The organism is Streptomyces sp. PA03-1a (assembly GCF_033792805.1).
In the GTDB taxonomy this organism is placed as follows: domain Bacteria; phylum Actinomycetota; class Actinomycetes; order Streptomycetales; family Streptomycetaceae; genus Actinacidiphila.
Genome location: NZ_JARAVO010000047.1, coordinates 1 through 19,234, shown reverse-complemented (window position 1 = coordinate 19,234; position 19,234 = coordinate 1). Strand labels below are relative to the sequence as shown.

Annotated in this window: 22 protein-coding genes; 11 read left to right on the top strand and 11 right to left on the bottom strand. The window is 73.8% G+C overall.

Annotation, left to right across the window (positions count from 1 at the left end):
* Positions 1-133: 133 nt before the first annotated feature.
* From folB to PV341_RS13205, 3 genes are read left to right on the top strand one after another with little or no spacing between them, the layout of a single operon-like run.
* On the top strand, positions 134-493 hold the full coding sequence (gene folB, locus PV341_RS13215) for a dihydroneopterin aldolase (RefSeq protein WP_499512516.1): 360 nt from the start codon (positions 134-136) through the stop codon (positions 491-493).
* Positions 490-1,080: a 2-amino-4-hydroxy-6-hydroxymethyldihydropteridine diphosphokinase gene (gene folK, locus PV341_RS13210; protein WP_499512515.1), complete on the top strand. Its 591-nt coding sequence runs from the start codon at positions 490-492 to the stop codon at positions 1,078-1,080. Before folB ends, folK begins: the two co-directional genes overlap by 4 nt.
* 54 nt (positions 1,081-1,134) lie before the next feature.
* Positions 1,135-1,629, top strand: a complete 495-nt coding sequence (locus tag PV341_RS13205) for a DUF3180 domain-containing protein (RefSeq protein ID WP_499516874.1) — start codon at positions 1,135-1,137, stop codon at positions 1,627-1,629.
* A gap of 5 nt (positions 1,630-1,634) precedes the next feature.
* Here the strand turns inward: PV341_RS13205 and PV341_RS13200 are convergent, their stop codons facing one another.
* Together PV341_RS13200 and PV341_RS13195 are read right to left on the bottom strand one after the other, a co-directional pair.
* A complete protein-coding gene (locus tag PV341_RS13200) occupies positions 1,635-2,249 on the bottom strand; it encodes a GPP34 family phosphoprotein (RefSeq protein ID WP_500322726.1) in 615 nt (204 codons plus the stop codon).
* A 13-nt stretch (positions 2,250-2,262) separates the two neighbouring features.
* Entirely contained in the window at positions 2,263-3,450 is a 1,188-nt protein-coding gene (locus PV341_RS13195) for an ABC transporter ATP-binding protein (protein WP_500322764.1), read from the bottom strand.
* Between the two features lie 168 nt (positions 3,451-3,618).
* Here PV341_RS13195 and PV341_RS13190 point away from each other — a divergent pair, with 168 nt between their 5' ends.
* From PV341_RS13190 to PV341_RS13175, 4 genes are all read left to right on the top strand, one after another.
* A complete protein-coding gene (locus tag PV341_RS13190) occupies positions 3,619-4,299 on the top strand; it encodes an ABC transporter permease (protein WP_500357850.1) in 681 nt (226 codons plus the stop codon).
* The gene (locus PV341_RS13185; RefSeq protein WP_500322730.1) at positions 4,299-5,009 is read left to right on the top strand and encodes an ABC transporter permease; all 711 of its coding nucleotides are present in this window, start codon (positions 4,299-4,301) and stop codon (positions 5,007-5,009) included. Before PV341_RS13190 ends, PV341_RS13185 begins: the two co-directional genes overlap by 1 nt.
* A complete protein-coding gene (locus PV341_RS13180; protein WP_500322731.1) occupies positions 5,006-5,971 on the top strand; it encodes an ABC transporter substrate-binding protein in 966 nt (321 codons plus the stop codon). The genes PV341_RS13185 and PV341_RS13180 overlap by 4 nt, the downstream gene beginning before the upstream one ends.
* Before the next feature lie 176 nt (positions 5,972-6,147).
* Complete coding sequence (locus PV341_RS13175) at positions 6,148-7,140, top strand: hypothetical protein (protein ID WP_500322732.1); 993 nt, start codon at positions 6,148-6,150, stop codon at positions 7,138-7,140.
* A 48-nt stretch (positions 7,141-7,188) separates the two neighbouring features.
* Here PV341_RS13175 and PV341_RS13170 read toward each other — a convergent pair whose 3' ends face one another.
* Both PV341_RS13170 and PV341_RS13165 read right to left on the bottom strand, forming a co-directional pair.
* Positions 7,189-8,331, bottom strand: a complete 1,143-nt coding sequence (locus PV341_RS13170) for an NADH-quinone oxidoreductase subunit D (protein ID WP_500357848.1) — start codon at positions 8,329-8,331, stop codon at positions 7,189-7,191.
* Positions 8,332-8,351: 20 nt separating this feature from the next.
* Positions 8,352-9,365 (bottom strand): SAM-dependent methyltransferase, encoded by a 1,014-nt coding sequence (locus PV341_RS13165; protein ID WP_500357846.1) that lies wholly within the window; start codon positions 9,363-9,365, stop codon positions 8,352-8,354.
* Positions 9,366-9,582: 217 nt separating this feature from the next.
* Between PV341_RS13165 and PV341_RS13160 the strand changes: the two genes are divergently transcribed.
* Positions 9,583-10,551 carry a carbohydrate-binding protein gene (locus tag PV341_RS13160; protein ID WP_500357844.1) on the top strand — a complete coding sequence of 323 codons (969 nt, stop codon included), beginning with the start codon at positions 9,583-9,585 and terminating at the stop codon, positions 10,549-10,551.
* On the opposite strand, the gene PV341_RS13155 is transcribed toward PV341_RS13160, so the two are convergent.
* The 3 genes from PV341_RS13155 to PV341_RS13145 form a co-directional block, all read right to left on the bottom strand.
* The gene (locus PV341_RS13155) at positions 10,548-11,489 is read right to left on the bottom strand and encodes a 1-phosphofructokinase family hexose kinase (protein WP_500322737.1); all 942 of its coding nucleotides are present in this window, start codon (positions 11,487-11,489) and stop codon (positions 10,548-10,550) included. The genes PV341_RS13160 and PV341_RS13155 overlap by 4 nt on opposite strands.
* An 89-nt stretch (positions 11,490-11,578) precedes the next feature.
* Positions 11,579-12,772, bottom strand: coding sequence for an N-acetylglucosamine-6-phosphate deacetylase (gene nagA, locus PV341_RS13150; RefSeq protein ID WP_500357843.1), 1,194 nt, complete (start codon positions 12,770-12,772; stop codon positions 11,579-11,581).
* A complete protein-coding gene (locus PV341_RS13145; protein WP_500322740.1) occupies positions 12,715-13,629 on the bottom strand; it encodes an ROK family protein in 915 nt (304 codons plus the stop codon). Before PV341_RS13145 ends, nagA begins: the two co-directional genes overlap by 58 nt.
* A gap of 207 nt (positions 13,630-13,836) precedes the next feature.
* On the opposite strand from PV341_RS13145, the gene PV341_RS13140 reads away from it, so the two are divergent.
* Positions 13,837-14,097, top strand: a complete 261-nt coding sequence (locus tag PV341_RS13140; RefSeq protein WP_499512503.1) for a DUF3263 domain-containing protein — start codon at positions 13,837-13,839, stop codon at positions 14,095-14,097.
* A 312-nt stretch (positions 14,098-14,409) separates the two neighbouring features.
* Complete coding sequence (otsB, locus tag PV341_RS13135) at positions 14,410-15,306, top strand: trehalose-phosphatase (RefSeq protein ID WP_500322741.1); 897 nt, start codon at positions 14,410-14,412, stop codon at positions 15,304-15,306.
* Here otsB and PV341_RS13130 read toward each other — a convergent pair.
* Genes PV341_RS13130 through PV341_RS13120 form a run of 3 tightly spaced genes read right to left on the bottom strand, consistent with a single transcriptional unit; the run spans position 15,267 to position 18,002 of the window.
* A complete protein-coding gene (locus PV341_RS13130) occupies positions 15,267-16,208 on the bottom strand; it encodes an SDR family NAD(P)-dependent oxidoreductase (protein WP_500357841.1) in 942 nt (313 codons plus the stop codon). The two genes, otsB and PV341_RS13130, sit on opposite strands and share 40 nt — an antisense overlap.
* Positions 16,209-16,236: 28 nt before the next feature.
* Positions 16,237-16,902, bottom strand: a complete 666-nt coding sequence (locus PV341_RS13125; RefSeq protein WP_500322765.1) for a response regulator transcription factor — start codon at positions 16,900-16,902, stop codon at positions 16,237-16,239.
* A gap of 2 nt (positions 16,903-16,904) precedes the next feature.
* Complete coding sequence (locus PV341_RS13120) at positions 16,905-18,002, bottom strand: sensor histidine kinase (RefSeq protein WP_500357839.1); 1,098 nt, start codon at positions 18,000-18,002, stop codon at positions 16,905-16,907.
* A gap of 134 nt (positions 18,003-18,136) precedes the next feature.
* Between PV341_RS13120 and PV341_RS13115 the strand changes: the two genes are divergently transcribed.
* Positions 18,137-18,349 carry a hypothetical protein gene (locus PV341_RS13115; protein ID WP_500357837.1) on the top strand — a complete coding sequence of 71 codons (213 nt, stop codon included), beginning with the start codon at positions 18,137-18,139 and terminating at the stop codon, positions 18,347-18,349.
* A 91-nt stretch (positions 18,350-18,440) separates the two neighbouring features.
* Here PV341_RS13115 and PV341_RS13110 read toward each other — a convergent pair whose 3' ends face one another.
* Positions 18,441-18,848, bottom strand: coding sequence for a hypothetical protein (locus tag PV341_RS13110; RefSeq protein ID WP_500357836.1), 408 nt, complete (start codon positions 18,846-18,848; stop codon positions 18,441-18,443).
* Between the last annotated feature and the right edge of the window lie 386 nt (positions 18,849-19,234).

Here is a 19,234-nt window from a genome sequence, read left to right as displayed (position 1 = left end):
CCGCCGCCGTGCCCGGTACTGGGGACTGTCGGTGGTCGAAGGTACATTCGAGTAAGGGCGGAGCGGCCCTCCCCTCCCGCTGGGCGGGCGGACCGCGCCCGCCCGTCCGTCCGTCGACCAGCGGGAGTGAATCGTGGATCGTGTCGCGCTGCGCGGCCTGAAGGCCCGCGGGCACCACGGCGTGTTCGAACACGAGCGCCGCGAGGGCCAGGACTTCTTCGTGGACCTCGTCCTCGGCCTGGACACCGCCCCCGCCGCCGCCACGGACGACCTGACCAGGACCGTGCACTACGGCATCGTGGCCGAGGAGGTCACCGCCGTCGTCGAGGGCGAGCCCGTGGACCTGATCGAGACCTTGGCCCAGCGGATCGCCGACCAGGTCCTCAAGCACGACCTGGTCCAGGAGGTGGAGGTCACCGTGCACAAGCCGCATGCCCCGATCACCGTCCCGTTCGCCGATGTGTCCGTCACCATCACCCGGAGGCGCCCGTGAGCTACGACCCCACCGTGCAGCCGGTCCCGGCCTCCGTCGTCGCGCAGGTCGACGCCGCGGACTCGACGCTGCAGAATCCGAAGTTCGCCGTCATCTCGCTGGGCAGCAACCTCGGCAACCGCCTGGAGACGCTGCAGGGCGCCGTGGACGCCCTGGAGGACACCCCGGGCGTCCGGGTCAAGAAGGTCTCGCCGGTGTACGAGACGGAGCCCTGGGGCGTCGAGCCGGGCTCGCAGCCGAACTACTTCAACGCCGTCGTCCTGGTCAGGACGACGCTGCCGCCGTCCTCGCTGCTGGAGCGCGGCCGGGCGATCGAGGACGCCTTCGCCCGGACCCGCACCGAGCGCTGGGGCGCGCGCACCATCGACGTCGACATCGTGGCCTACCAGGGCGTGGTCTCCGACGACCCGGAGCTGACGCTGCCGCATCCGCGGGCGCACCAGCGGGCCTTCGTGCTGGCGCCGTGGCTCGACATCGACCCCGCGGCGGAACTGCCGGGACAGGGGCCGGTGGCCGGTCTGCTGGCCGGCGTGGGCCGCGAGAGCGTGTGGGCCCGGGGCGACGTGGAACTCAGGCTGCCGGAGTAATCGTTACGATCCCGTCGGTACGTTCGTCGATGTGATGTGGGGAGCGAGCACTCGGTGAAGGCGCTGCGCATCAGGACCCTGGTCGGACTGTTCGTGGTGGCCGGAGTGCTCTCCTGGGCCGGCGCGAAGCTCTGGGACTCGCTCGGCACCTTGCCGGGCGTGCCCGTGGCCGCGCCGATCGTGCTGGCGCTGATCGCCGCCGTGCTGGCGGCGACGGCGCTGTCGTTGCGCTCCAGGCTGCGCGCGCAGCGCGAGCGGCGTCCGGGAGCCAAGGGCGTGGACCCGCTGCTGGCCGCCCGGGCGGTGGTCTTCGGCCAGGCCAGCGCGCTGGTCGCTGCCCTGGTCGCGGGCATGTACGGCGGCGCGTGCGTCTTCCTCGTCATGTACCAGCTGGACAACGACCCCCGCCGTGACCAGGCGATCTACGCGGGCACCGCGGTGATCGCCGGCATCGCGGTCTGCGCCGCCGCGATCTTCCTGGAGCGGGTCTGCCGCCTCCCCGAGGACGAGGACGACAACCGCACCGGCGCGGTGGGCGGCCGGGCCTAGCTCTGTCAGTAGCCGCGCCGGACGTTCTCGGCGGCGGCGTCGGCCTGCCGGCGGGAGCGCCGTCGGCGCTCGGCCGTCAGCTCGGCCAGCGCGCCGTCGAGGGCGGCCAGGACGCGGGCCTTCGCGGGGTCGGTCACGCCGGGTGCCGCGTCGGCGGCTGGGCCGACGCGCAGGCCGAGCGCCCCGGTGAGGGCCGCGAGGACGGGCTCGTCCGCCGCCAGGCGGTCCGCCGCGCGGCGACGGGCGGGGGAGTCGCCCAGCACGGTCCGGGTGTCGCGGACCAGCCACCGCCGGTGCCGTTCCCGTACGACCTCGCCCCCGGCTTCCAGGGCGCCCAGGTAGACATCGGCCAGGCCGCGGCCCCTGCGCCACAGCCAGTCGCCGGGGGTCTCGTACGGCGTCCGGCGCACCAGCGCGGCCGCGGCCTCCTCCAGCAGCGGGTCGGCGATCTCCGGGTGCCCGCCCGGCACCAGGCGGTCGCCCTCCAGGGCTACCGCCCCCGCGGCCAGGAGGTCGACGGCCTCGGCCGCGGCGAGGGCGAGGGAGAGGTCGCCGGGCTCCACGGCGCGTTCGGCGGCCCGTTCCAGGGCGGTGATGATCAGGTCCCGCGGGGTGGTCATGGAACGCTCCGCATCAGGAGGCTTCCGCGTCCGGTTCGGCCCGGCGATTGTCGCCCGGCCCGGTCCCGGCCGCCACCGACCGCCCCGCGTCCTCGTCGTCGCCGTCCTCGTTGACCGAACGGCGCAGCGCGGTGTGGAGCGTCGCCGGGGTCAGCACCCCGGCGAAGCGGTCGCCGTCCACGACGGCTATCCAGCCCGCGTCGTGCTGGAGCATCGCGCTGAAGGCCCGCTTGAGGGGGGCGCCGACCGGGACCCAGGCCTCCAGGCGGCGGGTGTGGTCGGCCACGGTGCCCGAGGTGAGGGTGCCCGCGGCGACGTAGCCGCGCAGCCCGCCGTCGTCGTCGAGGACGACGGCGTAGGGGTCGCCCTGCTTCGCCAGGACGGCCGCGGCCTCCGCGGCGGGGGAGCCGGCGCGCACGACGGGCGGGTGCTCCAGGTCGGCGGTCTCGACCGGCGTGACGGACAGCCGCTTCAGACCGCGGTCTGAGCCGACGAAGTCGGCCACGTACGGGGTGGCGGGGGAGCCGAGCACGGTCGCGGGGGTGTCGTACTGCTCGATCCGGCCGGGGCCGAAGACCGCCATGCGGTCGCCGAGCCGGACCGCCTCCTCGATGTCGTGGGTGACGAACAGCACGGTCTTGCGCACCTGTTCCTGCAGCCGCAGGAACTCCGACTGCAGCCGCTCGCGCACCACCGGGTCGACGGCGCCGAAGGGCTCGTCCATCAGCAGCAGCGGCGGGTCGGCCGCCAGTGCCCGTGCCACACCGACCCGTTGCCGCTGCCCGCCGGAGAGCTGCTCCGGGTAGCGGGAGCCGTGCACGGACGGGTCCAGGCCGACCAGTTCCAGCAGCTCGGCGGCGCGCGCCCGGCGCTTGGCGCGGGTCCAGCCGAGCAGGTGCGGCACGGTCTCGGTGTTCTCCAGCACGGTCTTGTGGGGGAACAGCCCGACGTTCTGGATGACGTAGCCGATGCGGCGGCGCAGCCGTACCGGGTCGGTGCGGGCGATGTCCTCGCCGTCCAGCAGGATCCGGCCGGCGGTGGGCTCGATGAGCCGGTTGACCATCTTCATCGTCGTGGTCTTGCCGCAGCCGGACGGTCCGACGAGGGTCACGAGTTCGCCCTCGCGCACGTCGAAGGACAGGTCGTCGACGGCGGTGGTGCCGTCGGGGTAGCGCTTGGTGACGTTCTCGAAGCGGATCATCGGGACCTCTCGTCGGCGCTGGGCGGTGCGGCTCACCCCCAGCTTGGTACACGCTCGGCGATGGTTGTGAAGGGGGTGTTGCGAGGATGTGGCGGGACGCCGGGAATGTCGGTGGCCGGGTTTACGCTCACCTGCATGATCTGAAGCGGGCGGGGGAGGTGGCATCGCATGGCCGGACAGGACTGCCTGGCGGCGAACGACTGGATCTGCGGTGAGTACGTGCGCACGCGCAGCCAGGAGTTGCTGGACGCGGGTGTGCAACATCTTTGGATCACCGTGGCGTCGGTGGCGGCGGGCGTGCTGCTCGCGTTGCCGCTGGCCCTGCTCGCCCGGCGCTGGCGGGTGGCCGCGGCGCCGGTGATGGGGGTGACGACGGTGCTCTACACGATCCCGTCGCTGGCCCTCTTCTCGCTGCTGGTGCCGGTTTTCGGGATCTCCGCGTCGGTGGTCGTCACCGGTCTGACCCTGTACTCGCTCACCATCCTCGTCAGGAACTTCCTGGCCGGTCTGGACGCTGTGCCCGAGGACGCGCGGGAGGCCGCGCGCGGCATGGGCTACGGGCCGATACGCCTGCTGTGGGAGGTCGAGCTCCCGCTGGCGCTGCCGGCGGTGATGGCGGGCGTGCGCATCGCCACGGTTGCCACGGTCTCCCTCACCACGGTCGGCGCGATCATCGGCTACGGGGGTCTCGGCAATCTCATCAAGGCCGGCATGCAGAGCTTCTTCAAGGCGGAAGTGCTCACCGCGTCCGTGATCTGCGTGGTGTTCGCCCTCGTCGCCGATCTGCTGCTGCTCGGGGTGCAGCGGCTGCTCACGCCATGGACCAGGGCCGCCAAGGCGGTGGGCTGATGGGGACGATCCCCGGCGCGTGGCACTGGCTGACCACGGGCGCCAACTGGACCGGCACCGACGGAGTGCTGCAGCGGCTCGGCGAGCACCTGGTGCTGACCTCCGTGTCGTTGGCCATCGCCTGCCTCGTGGCCCTGCCGGTCGCGATCCTCCTCGGCCACCTTGGCAAGGGCGGCGCGCTCGCCGTGAACCTCTCGAACGTCGGCCGGGCGGTGCCCACCTTCGCCATCCTGGTGCTGCTCATCGTCGCGACGAACTCGGCGCGCTACTGGCCCACCATCATCGCACTGGTGCTGTTCGCCGTACCGCCGCTCCTCACCAACACCTACGTCGGCATGCGCCAGGTCGACCGGGACGCGGTGGAGGCCGCCCGCGGAATGGGGATGACCGGCGGCCAGCTGCTGGCCCGGGTGGAGCTACCGCTCGCGGCGCCCTTCGTCCTGAGCGGGGTGCGTTCGGCCGCCGTCCAGGTCGTCGCCACCGCCACGCTCGCCGCGATTCCCGGTGAGGGCGGCCTCGGCCGCATCATCACCGCGGGCTTCGCCCAGTTCGACACCCCGAAGGTCGTGGCTGGAGCGGTGCTCGTGGCCGCGTTCGCCCTGCTCGTGGAGGGAGTCTTCCTGTTGCTGCAGCGCCTGGTGTCCCCCACGCGGAAGTCCCGACCTTCCCGAAGACCTGCCCGTCCCACACATCAGATGGAGTTCTCATGAGCAAGGCCCTGCGCACCGCCACCGCCGTGGCCGCCGTGGCGGTCCTCTCCGCCGGCCTGGCGGCCTGCGGCGGCGACAGCCTGGAGAAGAGCGGGGGAGGGGGCAGTTCGTCGGCAGGCGGCGGCAAGGGTTCCCTGACCGTCGGCTCGGCCGGGTTCACCGAGAGCACGGTCCTCGCGCAGCTGTACGCGCAGTTGCTGACCGACGCCGGCTACAAGACCACGATCAAGACGGTCGACAACCGCGAGCTCTACGAACCCGCCCTGGAGAAGGGCCAGATAGATGTCGTCCCCGAGTACGCGGCCACGCTCGCGGAATTCCTCAACGCGAAGGTGAACGGCAAGGACGCCGCGCCCGTGGCCTCCTCCGACGTCGACGCCACCGTCACGGCGCTCACCGAACTCGCCGACCCGCGCGGGCTGAAGGTGCTGCCGGCCGGTGAGGCGGTCGACCAGAACGCGTTCGCGGTCACCAAGGACTTCGCGGAGAAGAACAACCTCAAGACCCTCTCCGACCTCGGGAAGTCGAAGATCAAGGTCAAGCTCGCCGCGGGCGAGGAGTGCTCCATCCGCCCCTTCTGCTCGCCCGGCCTGAAGAAGACCTACGGCATAGACGTCACGTCGGTCGACACCAAGGGCGTCGGCACCGTCCAGGCCAAGCAGGCCGTCAAGGACGGCACCGACCAGCTGGTGCTCACCACGACCACGGACGCCACCCTCGACCAGTTCGGCCTGGTGCTCCTGGAGGACGACAGGGGCCTGCAGAACGCCGACAACGTGCTGCCCGTCGTCAACGCGAAGGAGGCCGGCGGGGCGGACGTCGCCGCGGCCCTGGACAAGCTCACCCAGGTGCTGACCACGGCCGACCTGACCGAGCTGAACAAGCAGGTGGACGCGGAGCGCAAGAAGCCCGAGGACGTGGCCGCCGACTACCTGAAGTCGAAGGGCCTGCTGAAGGGCTGAGGCCCCGGGGCCGACGGACGGTCCCGGACGGACAAGATCGACTAAATGGTGGCGGGAGGGCGTTCGTGTGACGTTTGGTGCACGCGCGAGCGCCCTCCGTATTTGTCGTTGTGTGTTCGGTGAGAAATCGGATGCCGCGGCCCCACACGACGCACGGGCACGCTAAGTTCCCTTCCATGCCCCGTGGACGACACCGCCATTCCCAGCCGCTGCACCGGCTGCTCCCGCCCGTGACGGTCGCCGGCTCCGCCGCGGCCCTCGCCGTCGGCGCGCTGGTGATCGGTGATCCGGTGCTGCTCCGTGTGTTCGTCGTCGCGGCGGCCGGTGTCGCCGGCGGCGGCGCCTTCCTGCTGCGCAGCTGGGACCGTGCGGCCGGCAAGCAGGTCGCCGACCTGAAGACCGCGCGTGTGCGCGACGAGTGGCGTGCCGACGAGCGGATCGCGGAGCTCGAGGTGGACCTCGAGGACTCCCGCGAGCTGCGCGGCAAGCTGGAGAACAAGCTGCGCGGCAAGCGCGCCGAACTGGCCCGGCTCCGCACGGAGCACGCGGACCTGCTGCGCCGCTACGCCACCGCCGAGTCCGAGCGGGCCCGCGCCCTGGAGGACGGCCGCGTCGCCAAGAAGGCGGTCGGCTCCGCGCTGCCCGTGCCCTACACCTCGCCGGTCAGCCCGGCCGCGTACCTGCGGGCCGCCTCCGCGCTGCGGGACCTGTCGCGCAACGGCGCCCGCCAGCAGGCCGCGCTCACCGTCGAGGAGGCGCGCCGCCGCGACCTCGCCGACACCGACGAGCCGCAGGGCAGGCACGCGCTGGACCCGGCCGTCCGTGAGCGTCCCGCCGACGCCACCACCAGCGGCAGCGGGAACACCCCGGCGCTGCCGGTGCGCCAGCCCAAGCTCGTCCCGGCGGTCGCCGCGGCCGTGCTGCCGTACGCCAAGCCCAACCGGCAGGCCAGCCGAGCCCAGGGCGGCTTCGACTTCTTCGGCACGAAGAACGAGAAGGCCCGCCCCCAGGAACTGGAACCGGCCGGCGAGGCGGCGCCCGCGGGGGCGGACCTCGCCGACGTCGTCGGGGACGAGGCCGTGGCCGAGCAGGCCGAGGTCATCGACCTGACCGTGCACGACGAGACCGAGCAGCTGGACCTCAGCGAGCTGCGCGCCCAGTCCTCCTGACGCCCGGCTTCCCGACGTCCGGCGGGCCGCCCGCGGGCTTCCCGCCGGTCACTTGTCGATGTCGCCGACGACGAAGAACATCGAGCCCAGGATCGCCACCATGTCGGCGATCAGCGTGCCCGGCAGCAGTACGGCGAGCGCCTGGATGTTGTTGTAGGACGCCGAGCGCAGCTTCAGCCGGTACGGCGTCTTCTCGCCCTTGGAGACCAGGTAGTAGCCGTTGAGCCCGAGCGGGTTCTCGGTCCAGGCGTACGTGTGGCCCTCGGGGGCCTTGAGCACCTTCGGTAGCCGCTGGTTGACGGGTCCCGGGGGCAGCTCGGCCAGCCGGTCCAGGCACGCGTCGGCGAGGTCCAGGGCGACGTGGGTCTGCTCCAGCAACACCTCGAAGCGGGCCAGGCAGTCGCCCTCGGTGCGGGTGGGGACCTTCAGGGTGTCCGCCAACTCCCCGTAGGCCAGGTACGGCTCGTCCCGGCGCAGGTCGAAGTCGACGCCCGAGGCGCGGGCGATCGGCCCGCTCACCCCGTACGCGTGCACGTCCCGCGCGGCGAGGACGCCGACGCCGCGGGTGCGGCCGCGGAAGATCTCGTTGCCGAGGACCAGGTCGTCGAAGGTCCCCATGCGCGAGCGCACGGCGGCGACGGCGGCCCGGACCCGGCCGTGCCAGCCGCTCGGGAGGTCCTCCTTGAGGCCGCCGACGCGGTTGAACATGTAGTGCATGCGGCCGCCGGAGACCTCCTCCATGACCGCCTGCAGGTCCTCGCGCTCGCGGAACGCGTGGAAGATCGGGGTGATCCCGCCCAGTTCGAGGGGGTAGGAGCCGAGGAACATCAGGTGGTTGAGCACCCGGTTCAGCTCGGCGAGCAGGGTGCGGGTCCACACGGCACGCTCGGGCACCTCCATGCCGAGCATGCGCTCCACGGCGAGCACGACACCGAGTTCGTTGGAGAAGGCGGAGAGCCAGTCGTGCCGGTTGGCCAGCATGATGATCTGGCGGTAGTCCCGGGCCTCGAAGAGCTTCTCGGCGCCCCGGTGCATGTACCCGATGACCGGCTCGGCCGAGCCGATCCGCTCGCCGTCCAGGCTCAGGCGCAGGCGCAGCACCCCGTGCGTCGAGGGGTGCTGCGGGCCGATGTTCAGCACCATGTCGGTGCCTTCGGCCGCGCCGCCGATGCCGATCGTGGTCTCCGTCATGGGCCCAGTTTCCCATCCCTTTACGCGTCCCGGGGCGTGCCCCCCGCAGCTTCCGCGGCGGCCGGCACGGGCTGCTCCAGCCAGAGGAAGCCGCCGAGACCGTACGGCTCGGTGAGCTCGGCCGCCTGACCCGCGCGGGCCAGGGTGCGCACGTAGCCGGCGGGGTCGGAGGAGGCCAGGGAGAGCGGCGGGCGGGCCCCGGTGACCCCCAGGGCACCCAGGGCCTCGCGCTGGGTGCGCAGGACCGCCCCGGGGCCCGCGCAGGCGTCCATCGCCACGTGCGCCGTGATGTCGCAGGAGCCGTCGGGCACGGGCGGTGAGACCTCGCGGCCCGCCCGGAACGCGGTGAGCGTCCCGTACGGCGGGCGGGCCCCGGCCACGTGGCCGTAGTCGACCGCGACGGCGAGCCCGGTCTCCAGGGAGGCCACCGCGGCCGCCCAGGCGGAATCCCGCCAGCGGCCGATCTCCGCCCGGGTCCCGGCATCCGCGCCCTCGACCGGCCACCAGCGGCGCAGCCAGGCGGCGTCCTCCCCGGACACGGCGTCGCCGAGGCGCTCGGCGCCGTCCGAGGCGCGGACGAGGACGTGGCGGGGCACACCGTGCGCGTCGGTCTCCGCCACCGCGACCGGCACGTTGTCCAGCCACTCGTTGGCGAAGAGCAGGCCCCGCAGGCCCCGCGGGAGCTCGTCGGACCAGGTCACCCGGGCGTCCAGGCCGTCCGGTCGGGGGGCCTTCTCCACCGCGTGGGGCCGCAGGCGGGCGCGCAACGTGGCGGGAACCACATCGAGCACCCCCGTGAGCAGTTCCCCGGCGCCCGCGCCGACGTCCACCAGGGCCAGCTCGCCGGGGTGCCCGAGGTCCGCGTCGACGCGCTCCAGGAGCCGGGCGACGGCGCCCGCGAACAGCGGCGAGGCATGCACCGAGGTGCGGAAATGGGCGGCCGGGCGCTCCCGGCGGAAGAAGCCTCCCGGGCCGTACAGGGCCCGCTCCGTGGCCTCCCGCCACCCCGTCCACGCGGCTGTGCTGTCGATCACGTCTCCACCGTATGTGCACAACCCGGGGCTTCGGACGGTTGAGCGGTCCATCACCGGTTCCAGGTAGGGTGCCGTGGTCAGAGGTGTGTCCGCCCGTGACGGCCGCGGATGAATCGATCATGAACATTCGGCCACCGCGTGAGCGTACGCCTATTGCCGGATGGCCCGGTACTGACAGGTGCTGTGCAAGTGACAGGCAGTGGAAGGTGAAGAGCGGATGACGGCCGGCAACAACGGTGCCCCCGAGCCCGGGAGTGACGACCCCTTCGCGTACCTGTACCGCCAGGACGGCGAGGAGCCGGGTCAGACGGCTGCTGCCCAGCCCGGTGTGCCCCGCACCTCGTACAACCAGGTGCAGCGGGTCGGTGAGCGGCGCCAGCAGCAGCCGCAGCAGGGCGGCTACGGCTACCCGCAGCAGCAGCCCGCGTACGGCCAGCAGGCGCCCTCCTACGGTCAGCCGCAGCCCCAGCAGGCACAGGCGACCCAGCAGTTCCCCCAGGGCCCCGCAGGCCCGTCGGGACCGGCCGGCGGCGGCGGCCGGCGCGCCGCGTCCCCGCGTGCCGGCGGCCCCAACAGCAAGGGCCTGCTGATCGGCGCCGTCGCCGTGGTCGCCGCCGTCGCGATCGGCATCGGCGTCGCCATGGCGGGCGGTGACGACAAGACCCCGCAGGCGGGCGGCGGCTCCACGCCGACCGCGAGCAGCGACGGCGGCAAGGACGACAGCTCCGGCGAGCCTTCGGCCTCGGCGAGCGCGACCGTTCCGGGAGTCGTGGACGCGGCCACCCTGAAGCTGGCCGGCGGTGCCACGATCGCCACCGGCGTCTCCGGCGGCAAGGGTGCCGACGGCAAGTACGTCGCCGGGATGGAGTCCGTGGGTGCCTCCGCCACGTGGAACTTCTCCGTTCCCGAGGACGGCGCGTACACGCTGTTCGTGGAATACAGCGTGCCGGGCGCCGACGGGAACGCCACGATCACCGTCAACGGCGAGAAGCAGCAGCGGCCCATGAGCCTGCGGAACTTCGCGCACGCCAAGCCTGGTGACTACGAGGGCGGCTGGACCAAGTCCTACAGCTACATCCGGCTGAAGCAGGGCGAGAACACGGTGGCCCTGTCCTGCGAGGCGGGCAACCAGTGCAACTACTACCTCGACCAGGTCTCGGTCGAGCAGGGCGAGCACAAGGGCTAACGCCCCGTCTCCTCCGAGCACAGCACCTCGACCCGCCCCAGCAGGTCCTCGTACACCCCGCGGTCGAACTCGCCCGCCACCGGTGCCGCCACGGTGGCCGCCGAGAGGGCGACGGCGCGGGCCAGGCGCCGCGGCCAGTCGAGGCCCTCGACGAGCCCGGAGAGCAGGGCGGCGACGGCGGAGTCGCCGGCGCCGGCGGGATTGCCGGGGAGGGGCGCCGGCGGCCGGGCGGTCCACACGGTGCCGTCCTCGGCGAGGGCGAGCATGCCGTCGGGGCCGAGCGAGGCGGCGACGGCGCGGGCGCCGCGGCGGCGGGCGTCACGGGCGGCGCGCATGGGCTCCGTCGCGCCGGTGAGCCCGGTCAGTTCGGCGGCGTTGGGCTTGACCAGATCGGGCCGGGCGGCCAGGCCGCGCCGCAGCGGCTCACCGCTGGTGTCCAGCAGCACCGGGACGCCCGCGGCGCGGGCGTCCCGCACGAGTTCGGCGTAGCAGCCGACCGGCAGTCCCGGCGGGAGGCTGCCGCACAGCGCCACGGCGCGCGCCGCGCCGCCGTCCAGGAACGTGCGGTACGTACAGAGGAAGGCCGCCCACTCCTGCGAGGTGATCGTCGGGCCGGGCTCGTTGAACATCGTGGTGTCGCCGCCCGACTCGTCCACGACGCCCACCGTCCGCCGGGTGCTGCCGGAGGTGGGCACGAGGGCGTCCGTGACGCCGTCGATCCCCGTCAGGTAGGCCCGCAGCCGGTCACCGGACGCGCCGCCCGCGAAGCCGGTCGCGACGGCCTCGTGGCCGAGCGCGGCGAGGACGCGGGCGACGTTCAGCCCCTTGCCGCCGGGACGTTCCGCGGCCTCCGACACCCGGTGGGTGGTGTGCGGCCGCAGCCGGGGGACGCGGTAGGTCACGTCGATGGCGGCGTTCAGCGTGACGGTGACGATCACCGCATGATCCCTTCGAACAGCGTGTGCGATGGGAAGGGATCATGCCAAAGGAACGCCCGGAGGCACAGACCCCGCCGCCTGGGGGTCCGTCAGGGCTCGACGACCCAGCTGCCCTTCCGCATCACGCCCACGAGGTCGAACGACGCGTCCAGGACCACCAGGTCGGCGTCCTTGCCCGGCTCCAGGGAGCCGATCCGGTCGTAGGCGCCCAGCAGTCGCGCCGGGTTGGCGCTCAGCGCGCGCACGGCGTCGCCGACGGGCAGCCCGTCCACGGTCACCGCCCGCTTGAACGCGGTGTCCAGGGTCAGCGTGGAACCCGCGATGGAGCCGCCCTCGACGAGCCGGGCGACGCCGTCGACGACGTCGACCTCCATCGGGCCCAGCAGGTAGCGGCCGTCGCCGAAGCCGGCCGCGTCCATGGCGTCGGTGATGAAGGCGACCCGGTCGGCCCCGGCGCTGCGGAACGCCATCTCCAGGACGGCCGGGTGCAGGTGGACGCCGTCGTTGATGAGCTCGACGGTGACCCGCTCGTCCTCCAGCAGCGCGGCGATCGGGCCGGGTGCGCGGTGCAGCAGCGCGGGCATGGCGTTGAACAGGTGCGTCGCCACGGTCGCGCCCGCCTCGACGGCCTGCAGGGTGGCCTCGTACGCGGCGTCGGTGTGGCCGACGGCGGCGATGACGCCGTGCTCGGCCAGCAGCCGCACCGAGTCGAGCCCGCCGGGCAGTTCGGGGGCGAGGGTCACCATGCGCGCGGTTCCGCGGGCGGCATCGAGCAGCTTGCGGACGTCCGAGGGGTGCGGGTCGCGCAGCAGCGAGGGCTTGTGCGCGCCGCGCCGGTGCGGGGAGATGAACGGCCCCTCGAAGTGGATGCCGGCCAGGTCGCCCTGCTCGACCAGTTCGGACAGCAGCGCGGCCTGCCGGGACAGGTCGTCGAGGTCCCCGGTGACCGTCGAGGCGAGCAGGGTGGTGGTGCCGTGCCGCCGGTGGGTGGCGACGCCGGTGAGGACGGCCTCGGCGTCACCGGAGGAGAAGGACGCGCCGCCGCCGCCGTGCACGTGGATGTCGACGAAGCCGGGGACGATCCAGTGTCCGGCCAGGTCGCGGGTGGACGCCTGGAGCGGGTCGTTCGCGACGATCGAGCGGCCCTCGACGGTCAGCCGGCCGTCCTCGACCACGCCGTCCGGCAGCACCACACGGGCACCGGTCAGCACGCTAGTTGCCGCAGTCAAGCGGTCACCTCCACGGAGAGAAGATCCCAGGCGAGCAGCCCTGCGCCCAGGCATCCGGCGGTGTCCCCGAGGGCCGCCGGCACGATGAGGGGGAGTTGCTGGAAGGTCAGCCGCCGCTCGACGGCGGCCCGCAGCGGTGCGAAGAGGGTGTCGCCGGCCTCGGCGAGCCCGCCGCCGACGATCAGTGTTCCCGGGGTCATCAGGGTGATCCCGGTGACCAGGCCGTCGGCGAGGGCGGCGACGACCTCGTCCCACACGGCCGCCGCGCGGGGGTCGCCCGCCTCGACGGCGGCGGCGCAGCCGGCGGCCCCGGCGTCCGGGCTCCCGCCCGCGGCCTCCCAGGCGCGGGCCACGGCGGCGGCGGAGGCAGCCGTCTCCAGGCAGCCCCGCTGGCCGCAGCCGCAGACCGGGCCGCCGGGGCGGACGACGACGTGCCCGAGCTCGGTGGCCTCGACACGGCCCTCGATGCCGATCGCCCCGGCGATGCCGGTGCCCAGCGCCACGAACAGGAAGCGCTCGGCGCCCCGCCCCGCGCCCAGCCGGCCCTCGGCGAGGCCGCCGGCGCGCACGTCGTGGCCGAGGGCGACGGGGGTGCCGTCGAGGCGGCGGGTGAGCAGGTCGCGCAGGGGCGCGTCGCGCCAGCCGAGGTTCGCGGAGTAGACCGCGATGCCGGCCCGCTCGTCGACCAGCCCGGGCACGGCGACGCCGGCCGCGGCGGCGGGCTCGCCGTAAGCGCTTTCGCCGTAGGTACGAAGGTCCGCGGCGAAGTCGAGCACGGAGTCGACCACGGCACCCGGGCCGCGCTCCCGGCCGGTCGGGCGGCGTGCCTCGTGCAGCAGCGTGCCGTCCGCCGCGACCAGGGCGGCCTTCATGCCGGTGCCGCCCACATCGAGGGCGATGACGTGTCTCACGGGGGACAGTGTCGCGCGGGACCCCGCAAAAGGTCTAGTCCACTCGTCGAAAGAGATCGCGTGCCGCGTGCGAACGGGCGCCGGGCGGGGTCGCGGGCGCGAACCCCGAGTGGTGTAGACCTCATGAGGGGGGTCGGTGTCGGGACTCCGTGTGACCGAAGGGACACCCGGCGCATCCGCCGGGCGGGGCGCGGATATGGTGGTCGGATGGAACGGGACGAGACCGGGGCGGACGCCCCCGCGGACGGGCTGACGGAGCAGGACCGCGCCGTCCTCGACATCGCCCGCCGCACGTGGGCCGGACCCGGCGCGAAGGAACGCGCCGTCCGCGAACGCCTCGGCATCTCCCCCACGCGCTACTACCAGCTCCTCAACGCCCTCCTCGACGACCCCCGCGCCCTCGCGCACGACCCCGTCACGGTCAACCGCCTCCGCCGCACCCGCGACACCCACCGCACCACCCGCTGACGCCCGCCCCGCGCGGTGGCGCGATGGATGCCCCCGCCGGTGACCGGGTGTCCGGGGTTCGGGCGGCGGTGGGAGAGCCGCGCAGGAGCGGTGGATCCGCGGCGGACACCACCAGTCCGCGCCCGTCCTTCCGGCAGTGAGATGGGTGTCCCCGCCGGCGACTGGTTGTCCGGGGTTCGGGCGAGTGGGTGAGTGGGAGACAGCCCGCCGCAGGCGCGGCGGACCCGCGGGCGGGGGCGGAGAACACCGCCGGAAGCGGGATGCTTCCGTACGCCGGGCATGCCCCCCGCAGGGGTCGGTATGGTCGGGGGCATGAGCCGCAGCCGCAGGGACGAACTGCCGGTACCCACGACGCCCGAGGGCAAGGACGGCCTGGCCGCACTGCTCGCGGAGCCCCGCAGGGCCGTGCTGGCCCTGGACTTCGACGGGACGCTGGCGCCGATCGTGCCGGATCCGGACGCCGCGCGGGCGCATCCCCGCGCGGCCGCCGCACTGGCCCGGCTGGCGCCGCGGATCGGGTCCGTCGTGGTCGTGACGGGCCGTCCCGCGGGCGTGGCCGTGCGGTACGGGGGCTTCGCCGGCGTGCCGGCCCTGGAGCACATGGTCGTGCTGGGCCACTACGGCGCCGAGCGGTGGGACGCCCGTTCCGGCGAGGTCAAGGCGCCCGGCGCGCACCCCGGGGTCAACGCGGTGCGCGCGGAACTGCCGGGCGTGCTGGACGCGATCGGGGCGTGGCACGGCACGTGGGTGGAGGACAAGGGCCGCGCCGTGGCCGTCCACACGCGCCGCACGGAGGATCCGCAGGCCGCGTTCGAGGCGCTGAGCGGACCGCTGCGCGATCTGGCGGACCGGCACGGGCTGATCGTGGAGCCGGGCCGGATGGTGCTGGAGCTGCGGCCGCCTGGCATGGACAAGGGCGTGGCCCTCAACGACTACCTGCGGGAGGTCGGCGCCGGTCCCGTGCTGTACGCCGGTGACGACCTGGGCGACCTGGCCGCCTTCGGGGCCGTGGAGAAGCGGCGTGCCGACGGCCTGCCCGGTGTGCTGGTGTGCAGCGGCAGCGCGGAGGTGGCCGAACTGGCCGCCCGGGCCGACCTCGTCGTGGACGGCCCGGAGGGCGTCGTGGCGCTCGTCGACGCCCTCGCGGACGCCCTGGAGGAGCGGGACGGTCAGGACGGGTCCGAGAGCCAGCCGCCGGTCAGCGACTGAACCGCGGACCCGTCGAGGTCCGCGAGCTTCACGCCCGTGAACTCCCGGGCCCGCGGGGAGGTCTGGACGCGGAAGGGCGGCCGCTCGGCGCCGAGCACCTCGACGATGGGCGCCGCGGCCTCGTCGATGGTCTGGGCGGCCGTGAACGCCTGCGTGGTCCGGTCGAGGTAGTGGGTGAACGCGGGCCGGTAGGGGCCCGCGGCCGCCGCGTACGCGGGGATGTCGATGCCGAGGTTGGCGACGAACTCGCTGCCGACCGCGCCCGGTTCGACGACGCTCACGGTGACCCCGACCGCGGCCGCCACGGGCGCGAGCGCCTCCATGTAGCCCTCGACCGCGAACTTCGCGGCGCAGTAGGCCTCGTTGAAGGGCTGCCCCACGACGCCGCCCACGCTGGTGACGGTGACCAGCCGCCCGCCGGAGGCGCGCAGGTGGGGCATCGCGGCCTTGGTGACCTCGACGACGCCGAAGAAGTTGACCTCCATCGTGGCGCGGACGTCCGCGACCGTCTCCAGCTCGATCGTGCCGACGTGCCCGGCGCCGGCGTTGTTGACCACCGCGTCCAGGCCGCCGGACTCCACGACGACGTCCTCCACCACCGCGGCGACCAGCCGGGCGTCGGTCACGTCCAGCCGCTTCACGTGGACGTGTTCGGCGACCCCCGCCCCGGCCGCGGCCTTGCGGAGGGCGTCCGCCTTCCCGGGGTCGCGCATGGTCGCGACGACGTTCCAGCCGGCACGGGCGGCGGCCACGGCGGTGGCCAGGCCGATGCCTGAGGAGGTGCCGGTGATCAGGACGGTCCTGGAGGTGCCGGTGGTCATGGGGTGGCTCTCGCTCTCTGCCGGGCCGTGCGGGTGCGCAGGTGCGCAGGTGCGCGGGTGCGCGCGTACTGATGACCGCACCCTAGACAGCCCGGGGGCCTCCGCCCGGTCAGCCCCGGCCCGTGGCGTCCGCGTCGTGGACGAGGAGGGCGATCTGGACCCGGTTGTTCAGGCCGAGCTTGCCGAGGATGCGGGAGACGTGGGTCTTCACCGTCGGCACGCTCATGTGGAGCCCGGCCGCGATGTCCGCGTTGGACCGGCCCTCCCCGATGGCGAGGGCCACCTCGTGCTCCCGCTCGCCCAGCGACGCGAGCCTGCGCCGTGCGGTGGCCCGCGCGCCCCTTCCTCCGGCGCCGGATTCGGCGACCTGGGCGATCAACTGCCGTGTCACCGCCGGGGACAGCACCGGTTCGCCGGCCGCCACCTTCCGTACCGCCTCGACGATCTCGCGCGGCGCGGTGTCCTTCAGGACGAAGCCCGCCGCGCCCGCGCGCAGCGCCCGCAGCACGTGCTCGTCGGTGTTGAAGGTGGTCAGCACGATCACCTCGGGCGCGCCCGGCCGCGCCCGCAGCGCCTCGGTGGCCGCGAGGCCGTCCACGACGGGCATGCGGATGTCCATGAGCACCACGTCGGGGGAGTGCTCCTGGACCAGTGCCGCCACCTCGCCGCCGTCGGCCGCCTCGGCGACGACCTCGACGTCCGGCGCCCCGCCCAGCATCATCCGCAGCCCGGCCCGCACCAGCGGGTCGTCGTCCACCAGCAGCAGCCGCACCATCGTCACGCCGCCCACGGTAGCCAGGCGCGCAGCCGGAAGTCCCCGCCGGCCCGGCCGTGCTCCAGGTCGCCCCCGGCGAGCGAGGCCCGCTCCGTCAGCCCGATCAGCCCCTGCCCGGCGCCGGGGATGGCCGGCACCACGGCCGTCGCGGCCGGCACCGGGTTGCTGACCTCGACGGTCAGCCCCCGCGCGGGACCGCCGGCGAGCCGCACGGTCACCTCCGTGCCGGGGGCGTGCTTGCGTGCGTTGGTCAGCCCCTCCTGCACGATCCGGTACGCCGTGCGCCCCGAGGCGGCGGGCGCCGCCGCCACGGCGTCGTCGTCCGCTTCCAGCACGATCCGCATCCCGGCGTCCCGGGACTCCTCGACCAGCCGCGGCAGGTCGGCCAGCGTCGGCTGCGGCCGTCCGCCCGCGCCGTCCGCCGCACCGGAACCGTCCGGCTCGCGCAGGACGCCGATGATGCCGCGCAGGTCGTCCAGCGCCTGGTGCGCGCTCTCCCGGATCACCCCGGCGGCCCGCTCGATCTCCGCGGGGGACGCCCCCGGGTGGAACTCCAGCGCTCCCGCGTGGACGCTCAGCAGCGACAGCCGGTGCGCCAGCACGTCGTGCATCTCCCGGGCGATCTCCTCGCGCGCCTGCCGCCGTCCGCGCTCGGCGTAAGAGGCCAGCAACTGGCGCCGGGAGCGCACGTAGAGCCCCCAGCCAATCGAGCCCGCCATGATCACGAAGAAGGTCGTCGCCGAGCCGGTCTCCGGCAGGTCCGGGTCGGGCCCCCGCGCCACGAACAGCGGCAGCGGAGCGAACGCCAGGGCCGCCACCCAGGCCGTCGTGCGCAGCGGCCGGTGCGCCGCCGCGGTGAAGACCGCCACCGCGGTCGGGCCGCCGACCAGGTGCGCGAACCACCCGGTCACCAGCAGCACCACCGCCAGCTGCACCGGCCACCGCCGCCGCAGGAAGAGCGCCGCGCACGCGGCCGCGCTGACCGCCTGCTCGACGGCCCCGACCGGGGCACCCACCCCGTCCACGGACAGCACGGAGAAGGCCGCCGCACCGAGGAAGACCGCGATGTCGGCGACGACCCCCTGCCGTACGCGTCGCATGTTCCCGAATGTACGGTCCCGGGGCGCCGGCACCACCCCCGCGCCCCAAGTCGAGACTTTCGGACGACAGCCCGCGCGTGATCGGCGACTTTCGCCGACAGCCCGCGCGGGCGCGTGCTCCCTAGCCTCGTGGCATGAAGGGTTTCCTCGGCTTCCTCGGCTTCGTGCTGCTCTCCCAGGGCATCGGCGGCATCGCCTACGAGCTCACCGGCGGCTGGTTCCGCCTATGGGCACTGACCCACCGGATCGGCTTCCTGGACCGTTACGAGATCTACGTGTGCGTCCTCCTGGTCGTCCTCGGCGTCGCGGTCCTCTCCGTGGCGGAGTCGGCGGGCAAGCGCTCCTGACGCCCGGTCGCGCCCGGTCGCGCACGGCCCGCCCCGGTCCCCCGTTCCTGTGCGACGGGGGCCGGGGCGGTGGCACATGTAGGGGGTCGGGTCACCAGTTGTTGTTGTCGCGGACGATCGCCGCGCATTCCACGACGGCGCGGGCGGTGCCTGCCGTACCCCCGCCGGGGTTAGTGACAGTGACCGTCCACCCGTTACCGGATCGCTGACTTGTGAGCACGTTGATGCTGGCGCTGGTGAGGACGAAGCCGCCGCCCGTGACCTCGGTGCGGGAGGGGCACCGAGCGTTGACCGTCAGCGATGGCGTAGCGGCTGGCACCATAGCGGAGACACCCAGGAACTCGGCGGTCCTCAGCCGCCCGAAGTTGTCCCGGTTGCCGCCGCCCTGGACGGGGTTCGAGGCGGCGTCGTCGGCGACCGCGGCGGTGCGCGCGGTGGCGGAGGCGTTCGTGGGACCGGCGAATGCGGTGGTCGTGACGACCGCTGCGGCGACCGTCATGGCTCCGGCGACACCCCAAAGCACCTTATGACGGGGTCGACCGGACATGGTCTTCTTCGCTCGTATGTTCATCTCTCTGCCTTCGAAGATGACGGAAGGAGCTCGCTCCGGGTCGAAGCGATTGCGCTCATCGTCACCTTGTGCGAGGTGTTCCGCACTTCGGGTGACCAAAGAGGATGAACGGTGCCCGCTCGACGATCTGACGGAGCGGCGGTGCGACGCTCGGTCAGCATGCAGGAACGGGCCTCAGATGACGCCGGTGACCGCCCGGGGCTTCACGTGTGGCCGCTGCCGCACGATGCCCGCGCGGACCAGCGAGGCGCCGCGCGGAGCACCCGACGGGGCGTCGGATGCGGGGGCGGCGCCTCGCTGGTCCGCGCGGGCAT

Excerpts from the sequence above, each read along its gene's own strand:
- otsB (WP_500322741.1), top strand. The coding sequence starts at position 14,410 with ATGAGCCGCAGCCGCAGGGACGAACTGCCGGTACCCACGACGCCCGAG.
- PV341_RS13160 (WP_500357844.1), top strand. The coding sequence starts at position 9,583 with ATGACGGCCGGCAACAACGGTGCCCCCGAGCCCGGGAGTGACGACCCC.
- PV341_RS13115 (WP_500357837.1), top strand. The coding sequence starts at position 18,137 with ATGAAGGGTTTCCTCGGCTTCCTCGGCTTCGTGCTGCTCTCCCAGGGC.
- PV341_RS13170 (WP_500357848.1), bottom strand. The coding sequence starts at position 8,331 with ATGACGGAGACCACGATCGGCATCGGCGGCGCGGCCGAAGGCACCGAC.
- PV341_RS13195 (WP_500322764.1), bottom strand. The coding sequence starts at position 3,450 with ATGATCCGCTTCGAGAACGTCACCAAGCGCTACCCCGACGGCACCACC.
- PV341_RS13120 (WP_500357839.1), bottom strand. The coding sequence starts at position 18,002 with ATGCGACGCGTACGGCAGGGGGTCGTCGCCGACATCGCGGTCTTCCTC.
- PV341_RS13140 (WP_499512503.1), top strand. The coding sequence starts at position 13,837 with ATGGAACGGGACGAGACCGGGGCGGACGCCCCCGCGGACGGGCTGACG.
- PV341_RS13190 (WP_500357850.1), top strand. The coding sequence starts at position 3,619 with ATGGCCGGACAGGACTGCCTGGCGGCGAACGACTGGATCTGCGGTGAG.
- PV341_RS13175 (WP_500322732.1), top strand. The coding sequence starts at position 6,148 with ATGCCCCGTGGACGACACCGCCATTCCCAGCCGCTGCACCGGCTGCTC.
- nagA (WP_500357843.1), bottom strand. The coding sequence starts at position 12,772 with ATGCCTGGGCGCAGGGCTGCTCGCCTGGGATCTTCTCTCCGTGGAGGT.
- PV341_RS13200 (WP_500322726.1), bottom strand. The coding sequence starts at position 2,249 with ATGACCACCCCGCGGGACCTGATCATCACCGCCCTGGAACGGGCCGCC.
- PV341_RS13110 (WP_500357836.1), bottom strand. The coding sequence starts at position 18,848 with ATGACGGTCGCCGCAGCGGTCGTCACGACCACCGCATTCGCCGGTCCC.
- PV341_RS13125 (WP_500322765.1), bottom strand. The coding sequence starts at position 16,902 with ATGGTGCGGCTGCTGCTGGTGGACGACGACCCGCTGGTGCGGGCCGGG.
- PV341_RS13185 (WP_500322730.1), top strand. The coding sequence starts at position 4,299 with ATGGGGACGATCCCCGGCGCGTGGCACTGGCTGACCACGGGCGCCAAC.
- PV341_RS13180 (WP_500322731.1), top strand. The coding sequence starts at position 5,006 with ATGAGCAAGGCCCTGCGCACCGCCACCGCCGTGGCCGCCGTGGCGGTC.